The sequence below is a fragment of the Azospirillum sp. Marseille-Q6669 genome (assembly GCF_965111635.1).
The window spans coordinates 531,259-553,629 of record NZ_CBCOOP010000002.1; the positions used below are offsets into that span (position 1 = coordinate 531,259).

The 22,371-nt window shown below is 67.4% G+C and carries 23 protein-coding genes; 14 read left to right on the forward strand and 9 right to left on the reverse strand.

What is annotated here, in order from left to right; genetic code table 11:
• The first annotated feature begins 12 nt into the window (after nucleotides 1-12).
• The 6 genes from ACWPXE_RS13730 (at nucleotide 13) to ACWPXE_RS13755 (ending at nucleotide 4,690) form a co-directional block, all read left to right on the forward strand.
• Nucleotides 13-759, forward strand: a complete 747-nt coding sequence (locus tag ACWPXE_RS13730) for an urease accessory protein UreF (protein ID WP_454018300.1) — start codon at nucleotides 13-15, stop codon at nucleotides 757-759.
• Nucleotides 756-1,394, forward strand: coding sequence for an urease accessory protein UreG (ureG, locus tag ACWPXE_RS13735; RefSeq protein ID WP_014240314.1), 639 nt, complete (start codon nucleotides 756-758; stop codon nucleotides 1,392-1,394). Before ACWPXE_RS13730 ends, ureG begins: the two co-directional genes overlap by 4 nt.
• A gap of 100 nt (nucleotides 1,395-1,494) precedes the next feature.
• Nucleotides 1,495-2,379 (forward strand): PRC-barrel domain-containing protein, encoded by an 885-nt coding sequence (locus ACWPXE_RS13740; RefSeq protein ID WP_454018301.1) that lies wholly within the window; start codon nucleotides 1,495-1,497, stop codon nucleotides 2,377-2,379.
• 28 nt (nucleotides 2,380-2,407) lie between these two features.
• A complete protein-coding gene (locus tag ACWPXE_RS13745; RefSeq protein WP_454018302.1) occupies nucleotides 2,408-2,830 on the forward strand; it encodes a YgaP-like transmembrane domain in 423 nt (140 codons plus the stop codon).
• Nucleotides 2,831-3,132: 302 nt separating this feature from the next.
• Nucleotides 3,133-3,918 (forward strand): enoyl-ACP reductase FabI, encoded by a 786-nt coding sequence (fabI, locus tag ACWPXE_RS13750; RefSeq protein WP_014240318.1) that lies wholly within the window; start codon nucleotides 3,133-3,135, stop codon nucleotides 3,916-3,918.
• Nucleotides 3,919-4,279: 361 nt separating this feature from the next.
• Entirely contained in the window at nucleotides 4,280-4,690 is a 411-nt protein-coding gene (locus ACWPXE_RS13755) for a bacteriohemerythrin (RefSeq protein ID WP_237903660.1), read from the forward strand.
• A 15-nt stretch (nucleotides 4,691-4,705) separates the two neighbouring features.
• Here the strand turns inward: ACWPXE_RS13755 and hutG are convergent, their stop codons facing one another.
• Both hutG and ACWPXE_RS13765 read right to left on the reverse strand, forming a co-directional pair.
• A complete protein-coding gene (hutG, locus tag ACWPXE_RS13760) occupies nucleotides 4,706-5,530 on the reverse strand; it encodes an N-formylglutamate deformylase (RefSeq protein ID WP_454018303.1) in 825 nt (274 codons plus the stop codon).
• A 174-nt stretch (nucleotides 5,531-5,704) separates the two neighbouring features.
• A complete protein-coding gene (locus tag ACWPXE_RS13765; protein ID WP_014240322.1) occupies nucleotides 5,705-6,055 on the reverse strand; it encodes an ArsR/SmtB family transcription factor in 351 nt (116 codons plus the stop codon).
• Between the two features lie 301 nt (nucleotides 6,056-6,356).
• Here ACWPXE_RS13765 and ACWPXE_RS13770 point away from each other — a divergent pair, with 301 nt between their 5' ends.
• The 5 genes from ACWPXE_RS13770 to ACWPXE_RS13790 all read left to right on the forward strand — a co-directional run bounded on the left by ACWPXE_RS13770 (nucleotide 6,357) and on the right by ACWPXE_RS13790 (nucleotide 11,241).
• The gene (locus ACWPXE_RS13770; protein WP_454018304.1) at nucleotides 6,357-6,827 is read left to right on the forward strand and encodes a hypothetical protein; all 471 of its coding nucleotides are present in this window, start codon (nucleotides 6,357-6,359) and stop codon (nucleotides 6,825-6,827) included.
• Between the two features lie 102 nt (nucleotides 6,828-6,929).
• Nucleotides 6,930-8,132 carry a hypothetical protein gene (locus tag ACWPXE_RS13775; protein ID WP_454018305.1) on the forward strand — a complete coding sequence of 401 codons (1,203 nt, stop codon included), beginning with the start codon at nucleotides 6,930-6,932 and terminating at the stop codon, nucleotides 8,130-8,132.
• A gap of 49 nt (nucleotides 8,133-8,181) precedes the next feature.
• A complete protein-coding gene (locus ACWPXE_RS13780) occupies nucleotides 8,182-9,429 on the forward strand; it encodes a glycosyltransferase family 4 protein (protein ID WP_454018306.1) in 1,248 nt (415 codons plus the stop codon).
• A 127-nt stretch (nucleotides 9,430-9,556) separates the two neighbouring features.
• On the forward strand, nucleotides 9,557-10,393 hold the full coding sequence (locus tag ACWPXE_RS13785) for a hypothetical protein (protein ID WP_454018307.1): 837 nt from the start codon (nucleotides 9,557-9,559) through the stop codon (nucleotides 10,391-10,393).
• Complete coding sequence (locus ACWPXE_RS13790; RefSeq protein ID WP_454018308.1) at nucleotides 10,390-11,241, forward strand: glycosyltransferase family 2 protein; 852 nt, start codon at nucleotides 10,390-10,392, stop codon at nucleotides 11,239-11,241. The genes ACWPXE_RS13785 and ACWPXE_RS13790 overlap by 4 nt, the downstream gene beginning before the upstream one ends.
• Nucleotides 11,242-11,264: 23 nt before the next feature.
• Here ACWPXE_RS13790 and ACWPXE_RS13795 read toward each other — a convergent pair whose 3' ends face one another.
• From ACWPXE_RS13795 to ACWPXE_RS13805, 3 genes are all read right to left on the reverse strand, one after another.
• A complete protein-coding gene (locus ACWPXE_RS13795) occupies nucleotides 11,265-11,732 on the reverse strand; it encodes a helix-turn-helix domain-containing protein (RefSeq protein WP_014240329.1) in 468 nt (155 codons plus the stop codon).
• A 120-nt stretch (nucleotides 11,733-11,852) separates the two neighbouring features.
• Nucleotides 11,853-12,650 carry a colanic acid biosynthesis glycosyl transferase gene (locus ACWPXE_RS13800; protein ID WP_454018774.1) on the reverse strand — a complete coding sequence of 266 codons (798 nt, stop codon included), beginning with the start codon at nucleotides 12,648-12,650 and terminating at the stop codon, nucleotides 11,853-11,855.
• Nucleotides 12,651-12,679: 29 nt separating this feature from the next.
• Nucleotides 12,680-15,754 carry an SLBB domain-containing protein gene (locus tag ACWPXE_RS13805; protein WP_454018775.1) on the reverse strand — a complete coding sequence of 1,025 codons (3,075 nt, stop codon included), beginning with the start codon at nucleotides 15,752-15,754 and terminating at the stop codon, nucleotides 12,680-12,682.
• A 205-nt stretch (nucleotides 15,755-15,959) separates the two neighbouring features.
• On the opposite strand from ACWPXE_RS13805, the gene ACWPXE_RS13810 reads away from it, so the two are divergent.
• A complete protein-coding gene (locus ACWPXE_RS13810) occupies nucleotides 15,960-16,607 on the forward strand; it encodes a putative metalloprotease CJM1_0395 family protein (RefSeq protein WP_454018309.1) in 648 nt (215 codons plus the stop codon).
• 24 nt (nucleotides 16,608-16,631) lie between these two features.
• On the opposite strand, the gene aguB is transcribed toward ACWPXE_RS13810, so the two are convergent.
• Complete coding sequence (aguB, locus tag ACWPXE_RS13815) at nucleotides 16,632-17,528, reverse strand: N-carbamoylputrescine amidase (protein WP_454018310.1); 897 nt, start codon at nucleotides 17,526-17,528, stop codon at nucleotides 16,632-16,634.
• A 384-nt stretch (nucleotides 17,529-17,912) separates the two neighbouring features.
• Here aguB and ACWPXE_RS13820 point away from each other — a divergent pair, with 384 nt between their 5' ends.
• Complete coding sequence (locus tag ACWPXE_RS13820; RefSeq protein ID WP_454018311.1) at nucleotides 17,913-18,437, forward strand: MarR family winged helix-turn-helix transcriptional regulator; 525 nt, start codon at nucleotides 17,913-17,915, stop codon at nucleotides 18,435-18,437.
• A gap of 56 nt (nucleotides 18,438-18,493) precedes the next feature.
• Here ACWPXE_RS13820 and ACWPXE_RS13825 read toward each other — a convergent pair whose 3' ends face one another.
• Nucleotides 18,494-19,804: a pentapeptide repeat-containing protein gene (locus ACWPXE_RS13825; RefSeq protein WP_454018312.1), complete on the reverse strand. Its 1,311-nt coding sequence runs from the start codon at nucleotides 19,802-19,804 to the stop codon at nucleotides 18,494-18,496.
• A 182-nt stretch (nucleotides 19,805-19,986) separates the two neighbouring features.
• On the opposite strand from ACWPXE_RS13825, the gene phoU reads away from it, so the two are divergent.
• Nucleotides 19,987-20,697 (forward strand): phosphate signaling complex protein PhoU, encoded by a 711-nt coding sequence (gene phoU, locus ACWPXE_RS13830; protein ID WP_014240338.1) that lies wholly within the window; start codon nucleotides 19,987-19,989, stop codon nucleotides 20,695-20,697.
• Nucleotides 20,698-20,736: 39 nt separating this feature from the next.
• On the opposite strand, the gene ACWPXE_RS13835 is transcribed toward phoU, so the two are convergent.
• Together ACWPXE_RS13835 and ACWPXE_RS13840 are read right to left on the reverse strand one after the other, a co-directional pair.
• The gene (locus tag ACWPXE_RS13835) at nucleotides 20,737-20,961 is read right to left on the reverse strand and encodes a ChaB family protein (RefSeq protein WP_237903649.1); all 225 of its coding nucleotides are present in this window, start codon (nucleotides 20,959-20,961) and stop codon (nucleotides 20,737-20,739) included.
• A gap of 222 nt (nucleotides 20,962-21,183) precedes the next feature.
• Nucleotides 21,184-21,999: a helix-turn-helix domain-containing protein gene (locus tag ACWPXE_RS13840; RefSeq protein WP_454018313.1), complete on the reverse strand. Its 816-nt coding sequence runs from the start codon at nucleotides 21,997-21,999 to the stop codon at nucleotides 21,184-21,186.
• Nucleotides 22,000-22,371: the final 372 nt, after the last annotated feature.

Here is a 22,371-nt window from a genome sequence, read left to right on the forward strand (position 1 = left end):
GAGGGAGGGGATTTGAGCGAGGATAGGCACCCTCTCCCGCGCAGCGGGGGAGGGTCGGGGTGGGGGTCCGTCTCGGCCACCCACCTCACCAAGCTCCTCGCCTGGCTGTCGCCGTCCTTCCCGGTCGGCGGCTTCTCCTACAGCCACGGCATCGAGGCGGCGGTGGAGCAGGGCCTCGTCCGCGATCGCGACACGCTGGCGCGCTGGATGGACGGCATCCTGCGCCACGGCGCCGGGCGCACCGACGGCATGCTCTTCGTGGCCGCCCATCGCGCCGTGCTGGCGGGCGACGAGGCGGGCTTCGCCTGGGCGGTCGAGCGCGCCGACGCCATGCGCGCCTCCTCGGAAACCGCGCTGGAGAGCCGCGCGCAGGGGCGGGCCTTCCTCATCGCCGTGCGCGCCGCGTGGCCGCTGGAGGGGATGGAGCGCTGGGACCAAGTGATCGCCGGCACCGGCCGCCCGGTCGCCTACGCCGTCGCGGTGGCGCTGGCTGCCGCGTCGATCGGCGTGCCGGAAGGCCCCGCCCTGTCGGCCTATCTGCACGCCTTCGCCGCCAACCTCGTCTCCGCCGGGGTGCGGCTGGTGCCGCTGGGGCAGACGGACGGGCAGAAGGCCCTGGCGGCGCTCGATTCCGTGGTGCACTCTGCGGCGGAGGCCGCGCTGGCCGCCCCGCTCGACGATCTGGGCAGCCGCGCCATGGCCGTCGATTGGACCTCCATGATCCACGAAACCCAATACACGAGGTTGTTCCGCTCATGACCGCCCCGATTTCCAAGAGCCATGGTGGCCCCCTGCGCGTGGGCATCGGCGGGCCGGTCGGCTCCGGCAAGACGGCGCTGACCGACGCGCTGTGCAAGCGCATGCGCGACGACTGGGAGGTCGCGGCGATCACCAACGACATCTACACCAAGGAGGACGCCGAATTCCTCACCCGCTCCGGCGCGCTGAAGCCGGACCGGATCATGGGCGTGGAGACCGGCGGCTGCCCGCACACGGCGATCCGCGAGGACGCCTCGATCAACCTCGCCGCCGTCGACGAGATGAACCGCAAGTTCCCGAACCTCGACCTGATCTTCGTGGAATCGGGCGGCGACAATCTGGCGGCCACCTTCTCGCCGGAACTGGCGGACCTGACCATCTACGTCATCGACGTGTCGGCGGGTGACAAGATTCCGCGCAAGGGTGGTCCGGGCATCACCCGGTCGGACCTGCTGGTCATCAACAAGATCGACCTTGCCCCGCTGGTCGGCGCCAGCCTGGAGGTGATGGACCGCGACGCCAAGAAGATGCGTGGCGACCGGCCCTTCGTCTTCACCAACATCAAGACGGGGCAGGGGGTGGACGCGGTCCAGTCCTTCATCGTTCAGCGGGGCGGGTTGCCGCTTCCGGGCTGACCGCTTCGCGGAAGAAGCATTCGCGGAACCTCCGCCTTGGCCGTGCTGTTTTCCAAGCGTGAGAACCACACGCACGGAAACCAAGCCGGAGGCACCCACGATGAAACGCCTGCTCCTCAGCGCCGCCATGATCGCGGGGGCGCTCGGGCCTTGGCCGGCGCTCGCCGAGACCTGCCCGGAGGGGGTGAACCGGCTGGGCCAGCGCATCGGCGCGCTGGAGGCCGCCGGCAACCAGTCCCCCGCCTCCATCAGCCCGCAGGAGATCGGCCAGCTCCGCGCCCTGCGCCAGACCGCCGAGCGCGCCGGGCAGCGGGGCGGCGAGCCGGCCTGCCAGACCATCCTGGGCGAGGCCGACGCCTTGCTGCGCGCGGTCGAGCATCCGCGCGTGGTCGCCGCCGACGACCTGTCGAAGGCCAAGCTGCACAACGCCAGCGGCGAGGAGATGGGCTCCATTTCCGAACTGGTGGTCGATCCGAACACGGGGCGCGTCGCCTACGCCGTGGTCGAAGCCGGTGGGTTCCTCGGTCTGGGCGAGCGCAACTTCCCGGTTCCCTGGGCATTGGTCCAGCCGGCGCAGGCCGGCGATGGCTATGTCCTGAACGTGACCAAGGATCGGCTGACCGCGGCGCCGCAGTTCACCCGCTCCAACCGCCCGGACATGTCGGACCGGCAATGGGCGGTGGCGCTGCACACCTATTACGGGGTCCAGCCCTATTGGATGCGCGACGGTGCGGCCCTCGCCGCGGTTGGTATGCCGGAGGGCGGCGCTACGGGATCGCCGCAGCTTCAGTCGGAAGTGCAGCGCCTGTCGCAGGAGGTGGACCGGCTGAACCGCGAGCTGTCGCAGGCCCGCACGCTGGCCGATACGGCCCGCAAGCCCGACGGGACGGCACAGCCGGGCTCGTCCGGTTCGACCGGCGGCACACCGGCGCCGGACCAGGGCGGACACCAGGGCGGGTCCACGCCGCCCGCCCCGCAGCAGTGACCATAGAAAAAGATCGAGGAGAGCAGCGATGGCGATGACGAGCCAACAGGGCATGGGCAGCCGCGACGCGGCCCTGCCGGACGATCTCGAACGCATGATCAACGTCGGGCACACCGAACGCCTGGTGTCGCTGGTCGGCGGCGGGCTTCTCGCCGTGCTCGGGCTGCGCCGTCCGACCGTCGGTGGGGCGGCTCTGGCTCTGGCCGGCGGCGCCCTGGTCGCCCGCGGGCTGACCGGCTATTGCCCGGCCAAGGCGATGATGGAGGATTTGGGCGGCTATCACCACGGGGCGGGCACCCCCGCCGAAGACGTGGATCAGGGTGTCCACCGGTACTCGCGCCATCCCGGTGACATCTACGACGACGCCGACGAGAAGGAGAAGGTGGACGAGGCGTCGATGGAATCCTTCCCGGCCAGCGATCCGCCATCCTTCACGCCCGGCGCCGTTTGATCGTCTCCGGTTCCATAAAAGCTGGTCCGATGAAAAGGCCCCTCCAGAAGGTGGGGCCTTTGTTTTTGTTGCGGTATTCGGTATGAATACGCAAGAAAGAGGTATGGATTACCGCTGCGGACTTCGCGTCTTCGCTGTGTGAAGGCTGTGTTACGGATAAACAAAGCGATAATGTCGGATATATTGCGACTTTAACAAGTTGCCTATGACCTTCGATTGCATTATGGTGCGTTGCACAATTCGAGTGATCCGATCTGGCGCACTCTGAATCCGGCCACCTTGCAATCCGGGAAAGCCAGCCTATGACCACGATCATCCCCGCCGCCGCCACTCTTGAAGGCAAGAAGGGCCTCGTGCTCGGCATCGCCAACGATCAGTCGATCGCGTGGGGCTGCGCCCGCGCATTCCGCGCTCTGGGCGCGGATCTCGCGGTCAGCTACCTCAACGACAAGGCGAAGCGCTTCGTCGAGCCGCTGGCTCAGCAGCTCGAAGCGGAGATCTTCGAACCGGTGGACGTCACCGGCGAGGGCGAGCTGAAGGCCATCTTCGAGAAGATCGAGCAGAAGTGGGGCAAGCTGGACTTCGCGCTGCATTCCATCGCCTTCGCTCCGAAGGACGACCTGCACGGCCGTGTCGTCGATTGCTCGCGCGAAGGTTTCCAGATGGCGATGGACGTGTCCTGCCACTCCTTCATCCGCATGGCCCGCTACGCGGAGCCGCTGATGAAGGACGGCGGCTCGCTGTTCACCATGTCCTATTTCGGCGCCAACCGCGTGATCGACAATTACGGCGTCATGGGTCCGGTGAAGGCCGCCCTGGAAGCCAGCGTGCGCTATCTGGCGGCGGAACTGGGCCCGAAAGGCATCCGCGTCCACGCCATCTCCCCCGGCCCGATCAAGACCCGCGCCGCCTCCGGCATCGCGCATTTCGACGAGCTGATGGAGAAGGCTGCGGAACGCGCGCCGGAGCAGCGCCTCGTCACCATCGAAGAGGTCGGCTACACCACAGCCTTCCTGGCGACCGACGGAGCCAAGGGCATCACCGGCAGCACCACCTATGTGGATTGCGGCTATTCGATCGTCGGCTGATCGGACGTTGTTTGACAGGTAAGTTGGGGCGGCTGATCGTCGCCTCTTCTTCGTAAGATCGATGTGAAGGCAGGCGGAAACATGACGTTTCCCCTGCCTTTTCACGTCTTTGTTTTGGTGCGGCAAAATGCCATGTGACGATCGTATGCGTTCGTTTTGTAGAAAATGCGCCCATAATGCAGGCAAAGGCCGCTGGTCGCGGAGTCGGCGGTAACAAGGGGCGCGGCGTCTGGTATTTACGGTTCCTTGACGGTTTGCGCACCTTGATCTTCAGTTGCGCAGATACGGCGCGCTTCCCTTCAATGCGGTGGCTTTCGGCGGAATTGCCCGGTGGCCGCGGAAGACAGGGTGCGGAGGGTTCATGAGTGTCATTACGTGGAGGCGGCAGCTCAGCGTCGGCCAGCCGTCCATCGACGAAGATCACAAGCACCTGATCGAGTATCTGAACGAACTGGACGCCGCGTTGAATTCGCGCAGCTTCATGCCGGTGCGCGTTGCCAAGATCCTTATGAAATTGCTGGAATACACCCAGCAGCATTTCGCCCGCGAAGAAAAGATCATGCAGGCCGTGCATTACCCGAAGTTCGAGGAGCATGTCCGCCAGCATCACGAGGCGGTGCGGACGCTGAGTGAACTGTCCGCGGTCTTTACGCGGGACCCGACGCATCAGAACGCCGAGCGGATCTACACCTTCACCGCGAACTGGCTGGTCCACCACATCATCATGCAGGACACGCAGCTGACGCCCTATGTGCGGGGCGTCTGGGTCTGAGGGCCGGGCAGGGCGTTACAGGAAGGCGCTGCGCCGCCGGCCGGCGGCGTTCTCCCACGCCCACTCGACGACAAGGCTCAGCAACCGCTCCAGAGTCGGACGCAGCTGACGCGCCGACTCCTCGCGGAAGCCGAAGGGAGCCTCTTCGTCCATGTAGGTGAGCTGCGACAGTTCGAGCTGGATCGAATGGATGTTGTCGGCGGGATTGCCGTAGCGGCGGGTGATGAAGCCGCCCTTGAACCGCCCGTTCTGCACCGAGGAGAAACGCCCGGTCGCGGTGAGCACGTTCATCACACGGCCGACCAGTGCCGGCGAGGCGCTGGTCCCCTCCGCCGTGCCCAGGCTGAAGTCCTGGATCTGCCCGTCGAAGAAGCGCGGCACGCGTGACCGGATGGAATGGGCGTCGAACAGCACCGCCACGCCGAAGCGTTCCTTCAGCGCCTGAAGCTCGCCGTTGAGCTGCTCGTGATAGGGGCGCCAATAGGCGGCGATCCGCCGCCGCACCTCCGCCGCGTCCGGCTCCTGTCCCGGGTGGTAGACCGGCTGGTGATCGAAGGTGGTGAGGGGACAGAGTTCGGTGCTGCTGGCGCCGGGGGCGGGAAGGGCGCTGTCGGGATCGCGGTTGAGGTCGATCACATAGCGCGAGAGGATGGGCTTCAGGAAGCCGATGCCCAGCGCCGGGGCGAAGTGATAGAGCCGGTCGAGATGCCAGTCGGTGTCCGGCATCGCCAGGGCGGAGTCGGTCATGGTGGCCGCGATGTCCGGCGGCACGACGGTGCCGACATGCGGGATGCTGAGCAGGACGGGGGTTTCCCCCGGCTGGAAGCGGAACGTCTCCATGCCAACACCCTTTGTTTCCTGGCCCGATTCTTCAAGCCATTCGTGCAACAACGGTTTGATGCGCCGCAGCATGATCGGAACTATGCGGCGCAACCGGCATGGCGGTCAAATCCTATTGCGTATTTGTTATAAAGGCTTCAACAGGTTGTGGCGGCCGGGGCCGCCGCAACCGCCTTACGCTTCCAGATCCCCTTCGCTTTCCTCCGCCACATGGTCGACCATGTCCGACAGGACGCGCCGTATGTGCTCGTCGGTGATCAGGTAGAAAACGCGGTTGCCGCGCCGTTCCGCCTGGATCAACCGTCCCGCCCGCAGCAGGCGGAGGTGATGGCTGACCAGGGACGGCGACAGGCCCAGCGCCGCCGCCATGTCGCCGACCGAGGTCGACGTGTCCAGGCAGGCCAGGATGATGCGCAGCCGGCTGGGGTCGCTCATCAGGCGGAACATGTCGGCCAGTTCGGTGGTCTGGTCTTCGGACAGGCGGAGATGCGCCGGCTTGTCCTTCGGTGCTGACCCTTTTTGCATGCCGCGTTGATTCCCGCTCGTAAGGTTTTTATCGGTGGTTGCCGCTCTTACAAAGTATAGGTCGGCGGCCGCGTCAATCCCATAGGTCGGCGAAGCGGTGCCCGAAGTCGCTGAGCGGCGGCATCTTACGTATGGCCTATCGCTCGCCTGTTGACCTTGGGCGGAGGCTCGGGAACAATTCGGCCACAAGCACGACGGTCTGGGGCAAGGCCGCACAGGATGCCTTCAACGATCCAATGAACGGGATCGAAGAACGGTCGAACGAACGACCGAAACGGGCAGGATCGAGGGGGAGGAAGCCATGACGTCGCGCCGACAGGTTCTGCTGCCGCTTGCGCTGGCCCCGGTGGCCGGCTGGGCGATTTGGGCCACCAACGCCAGCGAACCCATGCATCCCGCCGGACCGTTCCATCTGCCGCTGGACGACACCACGGCTTTGTGGCGGGATCTGGTGCAGGTCCGCATGGAGGGGCCAGCCGCCAATCCGGTCTTTCCGACCCGCGTCAAGGCGTTGGAGGGAAAGCTGGTGACGGTGCGTGGTTTCATGGTGCCGCTGAGCGACGCGCCTTCCCACAACCGCTTTATCCTCGCCGCCAATCCCATCTCCTGCCCGGCCTGCCACAGGCCCAGCCCTTCCACGATGCTGCACGTCCACAGCCAGATCCCGATCCGCGAATCGCAGGCGCCGGTGCTGATGACCGGCACGTTGCGGCTGAACCCTCTGGAGGGGTTGTTCTATCGCCTCGATAGGGCTGAGTTGCGCTACGCCTGATCGTTGCGGTTCCAATCGGTTATTCCTTTTTTCGGCGAGTCATGAAATCCTGACACCTGTTCGAGTCGGGCGGGTGACGGGAAACGCGTGGCCGGAAGGATTGTGGCTTCGTGGCGTGCCGCCGGGTTGTTCCTGGCGCTCGTCCTCTACGGCCTGCTGAGCGCGCCGGCACCGGCAGAGATCCGCCCGGCGGAGGCGGCCATTGGCGCGCTGCTGGTGCTGGGTGTCGGGGTGCTGCGCCCCCTGTGCGTGGCGACGGGCCAGACATTGCTGGAGCGTGCTTCGCCACCATGGGAGATGCCTGCGGTCCTGGCGCTGTCGGTGCTGTTGTGGTGCCCGCTTGTGCGCGGCGTGTGGCTGGACTGGGCGCCGGGCGACATGATGCGCGACGTGGTGCCGCTTCTTTATCTTTTCCTCCCGGTGCTGCTGGTGCCGATGCTGCGCGCCGCTCCCGACCGTGCGGTCGGCCTTCTGGCCGGTGGTCTTGCCGTGGCCGGTGTGGGGTTCGCGTTGCGTTGGTGGAAGCAGGCGGACTGGGGCTTCGGCGCCGTCGGCTTGCGGGCGATGGCGGATGGCGGCGTCTATCTGCTGAACGCGCCATCGGTCCTGTTCGCCGCGATTGCGCTGCCGGCCTTCGGAATCGGAATGCTGACGCAGGGTGGGTGGCTGCGGCGTGCCGCCGGTGTGGCTTCGATTCTGGGTGGCCTGTTGTGTCTGGTGGCGCTGGCCGGAGCGGTGCACCGCATGGCGTTGGGGCTTGCCGCCGTGGCCTTCGCCGCTCTGGGGCTGTGGTGGTTGCGCCGGGCACCCTTGGCTGGGTTGGGCTTGGCGGTGGCGGCGCTGCTGTCGGTGGCGCTGTTTCCCGAGACTTTGTTCGGCGCTCTGGGGCAGGCGGCTGAGAAAACCCGGCTGGCCGGGGCCAACACCCGGTGGGAAGAGGCGGAGGCCGCCCTCGGGCAGGCCCTGTCCTCTCCGGCCGCCTTCCTGTTCGGGCAGGGGTGGGGGGCGCTCCTCGCCAATCCTGCGGTCGGCGGATGGCACGTGTCCTACACCCACACGCTCGTGACCTATGCCCTGGCCAAGACCGGGGTGATCGGCCTGTGCGCCCTGATTGCCTATCTCGGCGGACTTGCTCCGCGTGTGCTGGCGCTCCTCCGTTCCGATCCTGCGCTCGGCTGGGCGGTGTCGGCGCCGCTGCTGATGGCGCTTGGGGCGCACACCAGTTTCAAATACCTCGACACCGGTCTTTTGCTCACCTTGGCCGTGCTGGCGGCGGAGCGCGGGAAGCGGTTGCCGCCGCGTTGAAGGAAATGCATACTTATGCGTGTTGAACAATTGCAGAGATCCCACCTCCGTGGATTCTCCATCCATCCTGTTCGTCAACCGTGTGTTTCCTCCGGACAAGGGAGCGACCGGGCGTTGCATGTCCGACTTGGCGGGGCGGATGGCGGCAATGGGCTGGCGGGTCACCGTCGTCGCGGACGGGTGCGGACCCAGCGATGCGCCGCCGGGTGTCGCCGTTCGCCGCACCGGTGGGGATGCTCCGCATGCTGAACGGGCGGTGCCCAGAGCCCCGCGACTGACCGCCCGCGGTTATCTCGCCGCCGCGGTTCGGCTGATTCAGCGGGCGTTGCGCCTGCCGCGGCACGACGTCGTGGTGACCATGACCGATCCGCCCCTGTTGGGCTGCGCCGGTCCGCTGATTGCCGCCCGACATGGCGCGGCGTCCCTTCATTGGAGCCAGGATGTGTTTCCGGCACTGTTGCCGGTGCTCGGCATCCACTTGCCGGAACCGCTGATGCGGATGACGGAGCGGGCGAGTGCTCGGGCGCTTTGCAGCCACGACGCGGTGGTCGCCATCGGGCGCTGCATGGCGGGACGGCTGGCGGCGGCGGGGGTGCCGGCGGAACGGATCACCGTCCTGCCGAACTGGTCCGATCCGCGCATCCGGCCGGTGCCGCGCGCGGACAACCCGTTCCGGCGGGAGCATGGGCTGGGCGGCTGTTTCACCGTGGCCTATTCCGGAAACATGGGGCTGGCCCATCCGATGGATCCTCTGCTGGATGCGGCGACTCTGCTGGCGCGCAGCGATCCCGGCATTGCGATTCTGTTGATCGGGGAGGGGCGGCGACGGGCCGCCGTGGCGGAGACGGTGGAACGGCGCGGGCTGACGAACGTCCGGTTGCTCCCGCTCCAGCCGCCGGACCGTCTGGCCGAAAGCCTGTCCGCGGCCGATCTGCATCTGGCGACCATGGACCCGCTGGCCGAAGGGCTGCTGGTGCCCAGCAAGGTGGCCGGCGCGCTGGCGGCCGGCCGGCCTTGCCTGTTTCTAGGGCCGGCGGGCAGCGATGCAGCGGCCATGCTGGAGGGCTGCGGGCAAAGGTTGGCGCCGGACGACGTGGCGGGGCTGGCCGCCGCGATCCGCCGCTATGCCGGCGATCCGCTGTTGTGTGCGGCACACGGGGCACGCGCGCTGACCGTCGCATCGGCTTGGGACGCCACGGCGGCGGCCCGGCGATTCGCATCGCTGGCCGAGATGCTGCGCCAGACGAGGCTGCGCGGCGCGACCGTTCCGCCCGGGCGGGGCCTCCCCCATGCCTGATGGAATGCCGCTGCGCCGCTCCCCGTTGGAGGCCGAAAGGGTGGAATCGGGACTGCGGCTGCGGCGGTTCCTGCGGACGTTTCGGGAGGGCTGGCCGATTCTGCTCGTTGGGACGGTTTTGGGTGTGGTGGCGTCCGTGACAGCCTTGCGGCTGGTGGTTCCGCAATACACTGCGGTGATGGTGATCGGGCCGACCGCGCGCGTCGGTGCGGCGGCCATGGGGGCGCGGTTGCCCGTTCTGATCGGCAGGGAATCCGCCGCCGCCGCGTCGGAACCCGGTCCGGGGGACGAAATCCTCTCGGATTTCGCGCGTTACCTCCAACTGTTCACCTCCATTCCGGTGGCGGAGCGGATGATGGCGGATCCGCTGCTGCTGCGTGGTCTGTTTCCCGACCGTTGGGACGGGGAGGTGGAGGCTTGGCGCCCCGCGCCCGGTCCCATGGCGTCCGCCAAGCGGATGTTCCTGGCGCTGGTCGGCTGGTCGGACTGGGTGGAACCCGATGCGGAGCGGGTGGCGAGCGCTCTTCAGGACCGACTCACCGTTGACATGGTGGGCAGCGGGCCGATGCGGCGGCTGCGCCTTCGCCACGCCGACCGCGCCATGGCGCTGCGGATTTTGTCCGCCGCCGCCCAGGCGACCGACGCCCATCTGCGGGCGGAGGCGTCCCGGCGCAGCGCCGCCCAGATCGCCCACGCGCGTGCCCGTCTGGCCGGGATCACCGTGGCGGAACACCGGCAGGCCCTTGCCAACTTGCTGTCTGAGCAGGAACGGATCGCCATGATGATCGAGGTCGATCTGCCGCTGGCGGCGGACGCCATCGAACCGCCCGCTGCGGCGCAGCGCCCGGATTGGCCGAATCCCCTGCGCGTGGTTCCCATGGCGGCGTTGGTGGGGCTAATGGCCGGGGCGATCACCGTCAGCCTGCGGCGCCTGTGGCGGGCCGGGGGAGAGGCGGTTCCATGATCCCCGTGTCGGTCGTGGTGATGACCCGCAACGAGGCGGTCAACCTTCCCCTCTGCCTGTCCGCACTGGGGAGTTTCGCCGAGCGCTTCGTGGTGGACAGCGGCAGCACCGACGGAACGCCGGCCATCGCCGAGGCGGCGGGCGCACGGGTCGTGCCCTTCCGGTGGGACGGGCGGTATCCGAAGAAGAAGCAATGGTGCCTGGACCAACTGCCGTTCCGCCAGGACTGGGTCCTGTTCGTCGATGCGGACGAGCGACTCGGCGGCGCGCTGGTGGAGGAGATCGCGGCGCTCATGAGCGCGGGGCCGCGGCATGCCGGCTACTTCATCGATGGGCATCCGGTGTTTCTTGGCCGGCGCCTGCGCTTCGGCGCGCGCAACCGGAAACTCGTCCTGTTTGACCGCCGGAAGGCGCACTTTCCGACTGTGCCCGACCTCGACGTTGCTACCATGTGGGAGGTCGAGGGCCATTATCAGCCGGTGATCGCCGGCACCGTCGGACGGCTGCGCCACAGCCTGACCCATTCCGACGACAAACCGATCGCGGCGTGGTTCGACCGGCACGCCCGTTACGCTGATTGGGAGGCGGCGCTGCGGACGGATGGACGGATGGTGGACCTGATTCGGCGGGAATCCGGCGCGCGCCGTTGGCTGAAGGCTTGGTTCGGCGTGGTGCCGGCGCGCCCGCTCCTGGTCTTTCTGTATGGGTATGTTTGGCGTTTGGGGTTCTTGGACGGCAGTCCGGGATTCCAACACGCGCTGGCGCGGGCCTTTTACTATTGGCAGATCGGCCTGAAGATCGCGGACGCGAGGCGGCGTGCCGGGCCTCCCGCGTCCACCGATGACTGAGGGTCGAACGACGGTGCCGTGCCTTACACCGCTTCGTCCAGGGCGCGCTCGCCGCCGAGGGCCTTGAGAAGGTCGAAGGTGCGCTTGCGCACGGAGGAGTCCTCGATGCGGTAATAGGCCCGGACCAGTTCCAGGGTTTCACGGCGGGCCATCGACTCGAACTCTTCCGTCTCGGACGGCGGTACGTCGGGCGACGGGGTGGCGATGTGCTCCGGCGACGGCATGTCCTCGAAGAAGTAGCTGACCGGGACGCCCAGAACCTGCGACAGGTTGAACAGGCGGCTGGCGCTGATGCGGTTGGACCCGCGCTCGTACTTCTGGAGCTGTTGGAAGGTGATCCCGACCGCCTCGCCCAGCTTCTCCTGGCTCAGGCCGAGCAGAGTGCGGCGCAGCCGAAGCCGGGCGCCGACATGAATGTCGATGGGGTTGGGACCCTCGCCACGGCGTGACAGTGTGTGGGCGGGCGATAGCTTGGATTTCGTGGCACTCATAATAGACCCTCAGTATGGAGGTGGACGTCGCCACCAGGGAAATTGGTTAGTTCAGAAAGTAAATTCTATGCAACTTTTCGTGCGCATCAACAGCTAGATGCGTGAAACAGTCGGCAAAGCTTATGAAAGAAACGATCGTTCATTTGATGGGAAACGATATTTCGCGTAAAGCCATGGAATTGTCTGGCGCAAGGTAATGGCAAGCCATTGTAATCCCCATATTGTTGCGTTGGCCGTTCGGCCCAGCCCAAGCAGCTCGCGGCGGATGATTGCCTGCTCCCGCCGGCCACGCGCCGGGTCCTGCCGGGACCGCCCGCCGGGGGCAAAAATGCATACCGGAAGTGGCAAGCGGTGGGCCGGGTCCCCTCGCTTGAGGACCGTCAAGGTGAACGCATAGTCGGCGGCCAGCGCGTGCCGCAGATCGAATCGGACTCCGGGCAAGGCAGCCATTCGGTAGACCATGGCTTGGTGATGCGTGAACATGCCCAGCAAGGCGCGGCGGTGCGAGCGCGCCGGCTTCACGACCAGCCTCCCGCCGGGAAGCTCCTCCAGCGCGTCCCCATAGAACAGGGCGGCATCCGGACGCGCGGCCAGGATGGGGATAAGCCGCTCCAGAACCCGACCGTCGGCCAGCCGGTCGCCGGCGTTGAGGAACAGGATGTGGCTGCACGGAGAGGCGCAGGAGGAGGACCGCTCGGCAATGGCATCCAGCGCGACGTTCATGGCGTCGTACAGGCCGCGGTCAGGCGACGAGCGCCACCAGGCCGCTTCGTCCCCATGGCGGGCCAACCATGCGGCCGTCCCGTCCGTGGAAGCGCCATCCGCCACGAACCAGTCGTAGGCCGCCACGGTCTGGGCGCGCAGGCTGGCGTGGGTGCCGAGCAGGCCGGGCAGGTCGTCGCGGACCACGGTGACCACGGCCAACCGGACCGTTTCCGCTTCATCCGTCACTCGGAGATCACCGCGATGGCCGCCGCCGAAATGGCGAGCTGACCGAGGATGGTGCCCATGTTCTTGGAGAACTCCATCAGATCGAACGGCTTCGGGTCGCGCGGCACCACGATGGACGAGCCGGGCGGGATCGCCGTAACGGTGTGGTTCCAAGAGGAGAGGGACAGCGGCTGCGCCCGCCCGTCCGGCAGAACCAGGAAGATGCGGGCGTCGTCGGCGTTGCGGCTCGCGCCACCCGCCTCCCGGAGATAGGCTTCGGCGGTCTTGCCGCTGACGAACTGCGCGGCGGTCGGATGAAGCACCTCGCCGGTGACGGTCACGGTGAGGGGGCGTTTCGGAATCAGGATGCGGTCGTCCGGCTCCAGCAGCACGTCCAGTTCGGGCCGCTGGCGCAGCACCAGTGGGTCGGCCTCGACGACGATGCGGCCCAGCGGCTCCACCCCGCGCAGCTGGGTCGCGAGCTGCCGGGCCAGCCCGACCACGTCCGAGCGCGCAGCCTCGCCCTTCTCGACCTCCTGCACCATCCAGCGTTCCAGGTCGCGGGCCTGCTGGTCGAACCAGGCGCGCTCGCGCTTGCGCTCGCTGTCGCGCAGGAAACTGGTCCCGGCAGGATAAGCTTCCTCCGTCAGGCCGCCGGCCCGGTCGATCAGCGACGACAGCGTCTCGCCGCGCGCGACGTCGTAAGCGCCGGGGCGGCGCACTGCGCCGGAAATGGTGACCGCCCGCGCCTCCAGTGCCTGGGGTTTGGGATTGACGCGCAGGCTGTCGCCCGGATGAAGCGCCGTCCGGGCTGTCGCACCGTCGCGGAGGTCCAGGCGGCGGCGCTGGCCGGTGGTGGTGGTGATTTCCAGGCTGGCGAGATCGGCGGTCGCGGCGGGGCCGCCGGCGGTTGCCAAAAGGGCCTCGACGGTCGCCGTCTCCGCCACGGGATAAGTGCCGGGTGTTCGCACGGCGCCCCGCACCTGCACCCCGCGTTCCCTTACCAGCCCCGCGATGTCGCCGGGGAGCGGCGGTTCGGCGTTGGGCGGTTCGGTGTTGGGTGGTTCGGCATCAGGTGGTCCGGTGTTGGTCGGGAGAGTCTCGGGCTTGCGTTCCTTGTCCGGGGAACTGGTCAGCGCACGGACCTCGGCGGTGGAGAGCAGGCGTACCCGATCGCCGTCAGAGAGCGCGCGGTTGGCCTGTCCGGATGTCACCTCCTGTGGCGAGAAGGGAATCAGTCGATGGGCGAGGGTGCGGCGGTCGAAGCGCTCGATCACGCCCAGCAGGGGATAGACGTCCCGCTTCAGCGCATCGCCGCCGGTCAAGGCGTCGCGCAGCGTGGCGCCTCCGGCCAGAGGGCGGACGCCGGGGCGGCGGGCATGGCCGGTCAACTCGTAGACCGGCTCGTCGGGTTCCACAATGCTCCCTGCCGCCACCGGGCGGTGTTGCGATGCTCCGCCGAAGGGGGGCGCGTAGGCGCCGGACTCCGGCCCGCCCGCGGCGAGCGCCAGCTCCGCGGCGCTGCCCCGTCCGTTGGAGGGGTAGAAGCCGGGGCGGGAGACGCCGCCCATCAGCAGGGTGGAATGCTCAAGCGCGAAGACGAGCAGGTCGGGAACGGCTTCGAACAGGGGCGGGCAGGGGCCGCGTCCGCCGGTCAGCCGCGCCGCCGCCCGCGCCTGCGGACCGTTGGCAAGCGGCCCGTCCGGCTGCGCCGTCAGGGCGCGGGCCAGCACCACAAGGCCGCGGCACGCGTCCGGGGCCGGCTCGCGCGCGCCGCGCAGCAGCTCCAGCACCGGTTCGGAGGTCAGGAAGTCCACATCGTCCGCGCCCAGCACGTAAAGGACGTCGCCCTCGGCAAGGGGGCGGCGGTCACGGCCGCCGAGCACGGCTCCCAAATCGACCGGTCGCAGGACGCGCGTGCGGTTGCCCGGATGAACGGAGGCGAGCACGGCAAAGGGAAGATAGGGCGCCGGTCCGAGATCGGCCGCGGAAACCAGAGCCCCGATGCTTGGGGTCCGCTCCAACGCCCGGGCGCCGGGGCGCAGGACATGGCCGTCCAGCCGCAGGTCGCCGCGCCGATCCTCCCGGCGGGGTGCCAGAAGCAGCAGGTCACCGTCGCCCAGTTGGGTGGCGTCCGCGTCGGACAGCTCCTCCGCCCGTTCCTCTCCGTCCGGACCGATGGCGTAGCGAAGCGCCCGATGCGCGCCGGGCCGCAGAAGGCCTCCCGCCATCTCCCGCGCCACGGCGATCGGCAGGCGGTCCTCGCCGGGGGGAAGCTCATAGACGCCGGGACGTTTCAGCGGCCCGGCCAGCGCCACCGTGGGGCCGAGCGGCGGCACGAAGACGCGGTCGCCGTCGCGCAACCGAATGCCCGCGTTCGCGCCATCCCCGGTCATGAACAGGTCGTACAAGTCGATGGGCAACCCGGTCGAAGGGGCGTCTGCCGCGGCGTGCGCATGAAACAGGTGGATGCGACGGAGCGAGCCGCCACGTGTGACACCGCCGGCGCCGGTCAACGCGTCGATCAGCGTGGCGAAGGCACTAATCTCCTGACGGCCCGGACGAGCCACGGCGCCGGTCACCAGGACGCCGATCCTCCGGATTTCCGTCACCGAGACGTACACCTCGGTGTTCGGAAAGGAGGCCGTCACCGCGTCGGCCAGCTGGGCGCGCAATTCCGCAAGGGTCAGTCCCTGGGCCACGACGGGCCGTACGTCGTCGACGGTCAGCAGCCCCGCCCCGTCGATGAGGTGGCGCTTGCTGGAGGATTTCTGGCCACGCAGGGACACCAGAAGTTCGTCGCCCGGACCCAGCGTGTAGTCCGCCTGCACGCCGCCCGATCCGTCGCGCGGCGGCGGAGCCTCGCCGAACTGGTCGTAGCCGAACTGGAGAAGGAGGGAGCCCGCCCGCTCGCTGTAGGCGGCCTCGATCGGTGACAGGGAATCCGGGCCGGGAGCGGGACGGCTGGCGCCGGCGCGAGGCGGTGGGATCGCCTGGGAGGGGGGGGCCGTATTGCGGGCGTGGAGCACCGGGGATGCCGGCTCCGCGGCCGACACGGCGAGCGCCCAGACCGTCAGCGCCGACAACGACACCAAAAGGGAGAGGATTCTGCGCGCAGAGTCACACATCGATGGTGCTGGCACCGTGGTCAGATTCCGTTTTGGCCGTCAAAGCCTGATGCAATGAATACTAATGCGTGCATATCTCAGAAAAGGCAACGGCCAAGCTGCGTTGCCGTGCCGCCATGCTGCGTGTAGACTGCGGAGCATCGCGTGGAGCGCGCAGGAGCCGCGGCCCATGGTTGCCGGTGTATCGACCAGTGGCGTTTATGGCGTGCCGCTCCTGCGGCCCGGCCAAGCGGCGCGTGACCGGACCCCGGACGGTGCCCAGGCCGCAGATCACGACACCGTCCGGACAAGCGCGTGCCAGCCCGGCACGCTGACCGACGATCAGCAGCGGCAGGTCCAGGAACTCAAGCGCATCGATGCCAGCGTCCGCCAGCACGAGGCGGCGCATCAGGCGGCGGGCGGCCCTCACGCGGGCGGTGCCTCCTTCACATTCACCCGCGGACCGGACGGCAAGAACTACGCGACCGCCGGCGAAGTGCAGGTGGACGTCGGCGCGGAGAGTGATCCCGAAGCCACCGTGCGCAAGATGGATACGGTCAAGGCGGCGGCTTTGGCGCCATCCGACCCCTCGGCACAGGACCTTCGCGTCGCCCAGCAGGCCGATGCCGCGAAAATGCAGGCGCAGCAGGAATTGCGGCGGAGGGGTTCGGATCCGGTCGCGCGGAGCGACGGTTCACCCAACGGGCAGGACAGCGGAGATGACGGTGCGAGGCCAAGCGACACCGCCGCGCCGGCCTTGGCGGCGCGTGGCGCGGCGGCATATGCGTCGGCCTTCGGCATTGGCCAGCGGAGCGGCACCGCCGGCATCAGGGTGTGATGCCGGGCGGCCCGGTTCCGGGTTTCAGCGGCGGACGGGGGACTCGCCGTCAAGGGTCAGCAGCGGGCCGTAAAGCTCCGGCCGGCGGTCGCGGAAGATGCCCCAGGACGCGCGCTGCGCGGCGATGCGGTCGAGATCGAAGCTGGCGGTCAGGACCGTCTCGCTGTCGCGGTCGGCCTGCGCAACCAACTCCCCGGTCGGTCCGGCGATGAAGGAGGAGCCGTAGAAGGTGATCCCGCAGGTGTCACCCTCTTCCCGGCCGATGCGGTTTGAGGCGACCAGGGGCATCAGGTTGGCTCCGGCATGGCCCTGCATGACCCGCGTCCAGTGGGCTTGGCTGTCCAGCGAACCGTCCTGCGGCTCGGACCCGATGGCGGTGGGGTAGAACAGGATCTCCGCCCCCTTCAGCGCCATGGCGCGGGCCGATTCCGGGAACCACTGGTCCCAGCAGATCGCGCAGCCGATGGCGGCGTAGCGGGTCTTGTAGACTTGGAAGCCGGTGTCGCCGGGGTTGAAATAGTATTTTTCCTGATAGCCCGGACCATCCGGGATGTGGGACTTGCGGTAGACGCCGAGGACCGTGCCGTCCGCATCGATCATCGCAAGGGAATTGTAATAGGCGTTCCGCGCCCGCTCGAAGAAGCTGGTGGGGATGACCACGGAGAGTTCACGGGCGAGCGCGCTCATCCGCGCGATCACCGGGTGATCCTCGACCGGGTGGGCGAGGGCGAACAAATCCTGCTTCTGGTCCTTGCAGAAATAAGGCGTTTCGAACAATTCCTGCGGCAGGATGATCTGGGCGCCGCGCGCCGCCGCGTCGCGCACGAGGCGCTCGACGCCATTCACATTGGCGTCGCGGTCCCAGCCGCAGGCCATCTGGGTCGCCGCGACGGTGACGTTGCGTCCGGTGGTGGGGCGCATAAGCTGGTGCTCCTGTGCTCTTGCGTGTGCTGTGCCGTGTTAGTGGGCGGATGGCCGGGCGCGCAACCCAATCTCCGCCCTGTCACAAACGTTTCAGAGTCATTCGCGTTTCAGGGCCGGCACATTTCAGGGCCGGCAGGTTTCCAGGCCGGGCACCGCCGCCCTTGCCGCGTGTCGGGCGTAGAACTCGGCAGTCATACGCATAAATATGAAAACGTCGACGAAAGATCGCGGGCCGGTTATAAGACATATTGTTGCATGCACGAGAAATTTAAATCCGCAATTGTTTTGCGATTTTTCCGAGAGAAGATATGATCGGGCAAGTTGATTTCGTCCGCAGCGCCGCACCACGGCCTGACGGACGTCTGCCGAGAGATCGTCGTCATGGTTGGGCGTTTCAAGAGACAGGAACCCATCGTCGCTGAGCCGCAAGGGGAGGATGCCGACGCGCTTCCCCCGTCCGTCATGACCTTGCCGCGCGCCGTGCGGGAGGTGCATCGCGCCATCGCGCGTGCGCTGCAGATCCGCATCGCCGACCATGGCGTCAGCATGGGGCAGTGGTATTTTCTTCGCGCCCTGTGGGAGGAGGACGGGCTGACCCAGCGCGAATTGAGCCAGCGGGTCGGCATGATGGAACCCACTACGGTGACGGCGCTGAACAACCTGGAGCGCTGCGATCTCGTCCAGCGAGTGCGCAACCCCCACGACCGCCGCAAGGTGAACATCTACCTGACGCCAAAGGGAAAGGCGTTGCGCGCCGACATCCTTCCGGGTGCGGAGGAGATCGAGGAAACCGCCACCCAGGGCATCTCGCCGCGCGAACTGGAACTGACTGTCAGCGTGCTGCGCCGGGTGTCTGCAAATCTCGGCGGATTGCCCCCCGTCGGCGGAGACGACGATCTGGGGTAGGCGCGGTGGCAACCGAACAGGGGGCGACCCGACGAGTCCGGAGCCGATCGTTCCGGTCAGTCGTCCGGATCGGGGGGCGGCGGCAGGCTGGCTCCGGTCAGGTTGGCGCCGGTGAAGCGTGCGTCGCGGATGTTCGCGTCGCTGAGAATCGCGCCGGTCAGGTCGGCGTTGGAGAAGTCGCAGCCGGCCAGATTAGCCCCGCGCATGTTGGTGCGGATGCAGGAGGCTCCCGTGAAGTTGCTGCCGGTCAGGTTGGCCGCCCATAGCCGCCCGGTCGGCCGTCCGTCCGGACCTTTGATATCGACCCAGCCGATGCCCGCCCCGTCGAACCGGGCGCCGGACAGGTTGGTGCCGCGAAGGGTCGCCCCGTCGAGGATGGCGCCGCTGAAGTCGCTGTCGGTCAGGTCGGCGGTGGAGATGTCGCACATGATGAGCAGCGAATCGCGCATCTTGGCGCCGACCAGCCGCACGCCGCGCAGATTGGCGCCCGACAAATTCACGCCGTGAAGGTCGATGTGCGACAGGTCCGCCCCGCTGAGGTCGGCGCGCGATCCCATGGCGCCGTTGGTGTTGATCCAGGTGTAATGATTGTGAAGCGCTTCCTGGATCTGGATCGAGAAATTCTCGGCGGAGCGCGCCATGTTGGCACCGGTGGTGTCCGCCCCGGCAAGGTCGGCCCCTTCCATTTTCGCGCCCTGGAGGTCGGCGTTGCGCAGGTTGGCGCCGGCCAGAACCGCACCGTTCAGGTTGGCGTCGCGCAGGATGGCGCCCTGGAGGTTGACGCCGGACAGATTGCAGCCGCGCAGGTCGGCGCGGGCAAGATTGCAGTTCTTCATGGTGGAGCGCATCAGCGTCGCCCCGGCCATCAGCGCACCTTCGCAGTCCGCCCCATTCATCGACACGTCGGTCAGGTCGGCGCCGGACAGGTTGGCGTTCGACATCATCGCGTCGTCCATGTCGCTGCCGGACAGGTCGGACCGTACGAAGTCCAGGCCCTTGCTGCCGTTGGCCCCATTCCCGCCGTAGAGCAGAGCGCCGCCACGCAGGTCGGCTTCCTTCAGAATCGCCCGCTTCAACTTGGCGCCGCGCATATGGGCGCCGCGCAGATCCGCCCGGTAGAGGTTGCAGCCGGTCAGGTCGGCCTTGGTCAGGTGGGCGGCGAACAGGTCGGCGTGGCTGAGATTTGCGTTGGACAGGTCGCAGTGGGCCATGTTGGCCCCGGACAGCTTGCCCTGCGTCAGTTCCACCCCGGCGAGATTCGATCCCTCCAGGTTGGTCATGGTCAGGTTGGCGCGATTGCCGCCCGACCGGTTCTTCAGCCAACGCTCGTGCTTTTCCAGCACGGCGACCAACTCATGTGGCGTCATGACCCCGTCCGACAATCGGCCCGTTCCCGGCGCGGCGCAGGGGGATGGGCGCGGTTACTCCAGCGCGTTAGCAGTGTCATAAGATAATCTCGTTTAATTGTTAACATGCTGTTCCGTTGCCGGACGCGATGCGACGCCGGACCGGTGCGGTGTGGCGAAGAAACAAGGGAAAGAGGCTCGGAATGACCGGCGGACATACGGTGGCGGCCTTCGACGCCGAACTGGCGCGCCTGCACCAGATCGTCGTGACCATGGGGCGGCTCGTGGAGGAGCAGTTCGCCGCCGCGCTGGAGGCCATTGCGGAGCGTGACGCCGGCAAGGCCGCGCAGGTGATCGAGGCCGACGCCGAGATCGACCGGCTGGAACTTGAGCTGGAAGCGCTGAGCGTGCGGTTGCTGGCGCTGCGTCAGCCGATGGCGAAGGATTTGCGCGACATCGTATCGGCGCTCAAGATCGCCTCGAACCTGGAACGCATGGGCGATTTCGCGAGTTCGGTCGCCAAGCGTGCGGTCACGTTGGCGGGCCTGCCGGTGGAACCGCCCGTCGCCTCGCTGTCCTGGATGGGCGAGACGGTGCTCGGCATGATCCGCGACGTGGTGGCCGCCTATGACGGTCAGGATGCCGAGCGCGCGATGGCCGTCCGCAATCGGGATGGGCAGGTGGATGCGGCCTACACCAGCCTGTTCCGCGAATTTCTGACCTACATGATGGAGTCGCCGGCACAGATCACCGGCTGCACCCATCTGCTGTTCGTGGCGAAGTCCATTGAGCGGGCCGGAGACCACGCCACGAACGTGGCCGAAAACATCTGCTACATCGTTCAGGGACGCTTGCCGTCCGAGGAACGGGCCAAGGGCGACCTCAGCAGCTACACAGTGGTGGAGAAGGAATAATGTGCGCCAGGGGGAAGAGAACCCTTGGACCCTGAAGCCTCAATGCTTGGGGCGCCAGCCGCTGCCGTCCGGTTCGTAACGCCGCCGGACCGCAGCCCAGGCGACCTTATGGGCCAGCAACTCGCGCTGCATGGCATGGCGAGCCTCCGGCGACCGGCAGCCCTGCCAGGTGTGATTGAAGGCCGACCGGTAAATGTCCTGAGCGGGCAACGGCAGGCATCGCTTCACCGATTCGGGCAGCTCGGCGTTTCTGCGGAAGGTCATGGGGCGTTCCTCCGGCTTATGATTGCTTTGTTGCACTCATTATAGCCGCTATTCCACTGGAGGCCGTAGGGCTTTTTCCTGCGGCGTTGGAGGTAGGCGGTGTTTTCGACGGCCTAGACCGAAGGTCCGGGGGGCATGAAAAAAGCCCTTCTCCGATCGGCGGAGAAGGGCTTTTTCAACAACTCAAGCAGCGTTGCGAAGACCCGTTCTGATGGCCCTGACTTACGGCGTGCGGCGTGCTGTGCGATGCGCCGGGATCGGAATGGGCCGGATCGCCTGCTCTTCGCGACGGCTGGCCGACATATCGATCTCGATGCGGGCCAAGGCCTTGCGCAACTCGTGCACCGCTTCCGACAACGTCTGGATCGACGCTTCGCCCGGCTGTTGGCGCCAGCCGCGGTAGGCGTTCAGGCAGCCGCGCGCGGTGTCGCGCAGCCGCGCTTCGACGGCATCGACCGGCGGAGGGTTGGTCCCGGCGGGGGCTTCCATCCGCCGCAGCGGGCTGGGAGGCGGGCTGGGGAGCGGAGGGTACCGCCGCCGGCTGGACCGGAGCGGGCTGGCGAGCCGGCTGCGGCTCCGGACGGTTGAGACGCAACGTCTCGGTCTGAGCCGGAGCGGACGGCTGGGCCGGGGTGGGCTGGGGAGCCGCTGCCGCCGGAGGAGACGCCGGAGCCGGGGCTGAGGGGCCTCGACCGGGGCGGGGGCTGCGGCGCGGCGCGCCGGTTTGACCGGAGCCGGAGCTTCCGAAGCAACAACTGGAGCGGGTGGCGGCTCTTCCGCCATCGCGTCGCCGGCCGGCGCTTCCGCCACGTCGTCGGCGGCCGCGCCTTCCTCAACGACCGGCGCGTCCTTCTCCCCGGCCGCCTCGGCCTTGCGGATGATGTAGGAAATGGCGCTCGGCGTGCATTCGAATTCACGCGCGATTGCCGACAGGGTTGCGCCGGAACGGTAACGCTCAAGAATCTGCGGCCACGCCGACTGGGGGATTCGTCCGCGCTTCTTCGGAGCCTCCGGTTCGGACCCGGTTTCTGCGTTCATTATGTCGCTCGGTTGCCAAAGTGAATTTTGAGTCATGCGTACGCTGCTTGGGCCGTATCGCGCGCCTTCTGACGCCGCGGCACGCGGGCGCGTGCACGAGCATCACGTCAGGAGCCGTTTTTGCGTGCGATGTTGTCGGTACGGATGAATATCGGGAACTTGCTGGGAAAATGCCAGAAGAACTTTGCGCCGCATGGAAAAATTGCGCTTAGGCTGGTTGCCGGAGCCTTAGTCCGAAGGCTGGATTGCCTTGTGGTTGCTGTTCGCGCGAAGCGCATAGGAACATCCGCTGACGAGAATTTTAAAAACTGTATTTCATGAATCGGTCGTGCAGGGACCGGTTGCAAAGGGGTTTGAAAAACCACGGCGGTC

What these genes read in the sequence shown, in the direction of transcription:
- ureG (WP_014240314.1), top strand. Translation starts at nt 756, where the DNA reads ATGACCGCCCCGATTTCCAAGAGCCATGGTGGCCCCCTGCGCGTGGGC.
- ACWPXE_RS13740 (WP_454018301.1), top strand. Translation starts at nt 1,495, where the DNA reads ATGAAACGCCTGCTCCTCAGCGCCGCCATGATCGCGGGGGCGCTCGGG.
- ACWPXE_RS13745 (WP_454018302.1), top strand. Translation starts at nt 2,408, where the DNA reads ATGGCGATGACGAGCCAACAGGGCATGGGCAGCCGCGACGCGGCCCTG.
- fabI (WP_014240318.1), top strand. Translation starts at nt 3,133, where the DNA reads ATGACCACGATCATCCCCGCCGCCGCCACTCTTGAAGGCAAGAAGGGC.
- ACWPXE_RS13755 (WP_237903660.1), top strand. Translation starts at nt 4,280, where the DNA reads ATGAGTGTCATTACGTGGAGGCGGCAGCTCAGCGTCGGCCAGCCGTCC.
- hutG (WP_454018303.1), bottom strand. Translation starts at nt 5,530, where the DNA reads ATGGAGACGTTCCGCTTCCAGCCGGGGGAAACCCCCGTCCTGCTCAGC.
- ACWPXE_RS13765 (WP_014240322.1), bottom strand. Translation starts at nt 6,055, where the DNA reads ATGCAAAAAGGGTCAGCACCGAAGGACAAGCCGGCGCATCTCCGCCTG.
- ACWPXE_RS13770 (WP_454018304.1), top strand. Translation starts at nt 6,357, where the DNA reads ATGACGTCGCGCCGACAGGTTCTGCTGCCGCTTGCGCTGGCCCCGGTG.
- ACWPXE_RS13790 (WP_454018308.1), top strand. Translation starts at nt 10,390, where the DNA reads ATGATCCCCGTGTCGGTCGTGGTGATGACCCGCAACGAGGCGGTCAAC.
- ACWPXE_RS13795 (WP_014240329.1), bottom strand. Translation starts at nt 11,732, where the DNA reads ATGAGTGCCACGAAATCCAAGCTATCGCCCGCCCACACACTGTCACGC.
- ACWPXE_RS13810 (WP_454018309.1), top strand. Translation starts at nt 15,960, where the DNA reads ATGGTTGCCGGTGTATCGACCAGTGGCGTTTATGGCGTGCCGCTCCTG.
- aguB (WP_454018310.1), bottom strand. Translation starts at nt 17,528, where the DNA reads ATGCGCCCCACCACCGGACGCAACGTCACCGTCGCGGCGACCCAGATG.
- ACWPXE_RS13820 (WP_454018311.1), top strand. Translation starts at nt 17,913, where the DNA reads ATGGTTGGGCGTTTCAAGAGACAGGAACCCATCGTCGCTGAGCCGCAA.
- ACWPXE_RS13825 (WP_454018312.1), bottom strand. Translation starts at nt 19,804, where the DNA reads ATGACGCCACATGAGTTGGTCGCCGTGCTGGAAAAGCACGAGCGTTGG.
- phoU (WP_014240338.1), top strand. Translation starts at nt 19,987, where the DNA reads ATGACCGGCGGACATACGGTGGCGGCCTTCGACGCCGAACTGGCGCGC.
- ACWPXE_RS13835 (WP_237903649.1), bottom strand. Translation starts at nt 20,961, where the DNA reads ATGACCTTCCGCAGAAACGCCGAGCTGCCCGAATCGGTGAAGCGATGC.
- ACWPXE_RS13840 (WP_454018313.1), bottom strand. Translation starts at nt 21,999, where the DNA reads ATGAACGCAGAAACCGGGTCCGAACCGGAGGCTCCGAAGAAGCGCGGA.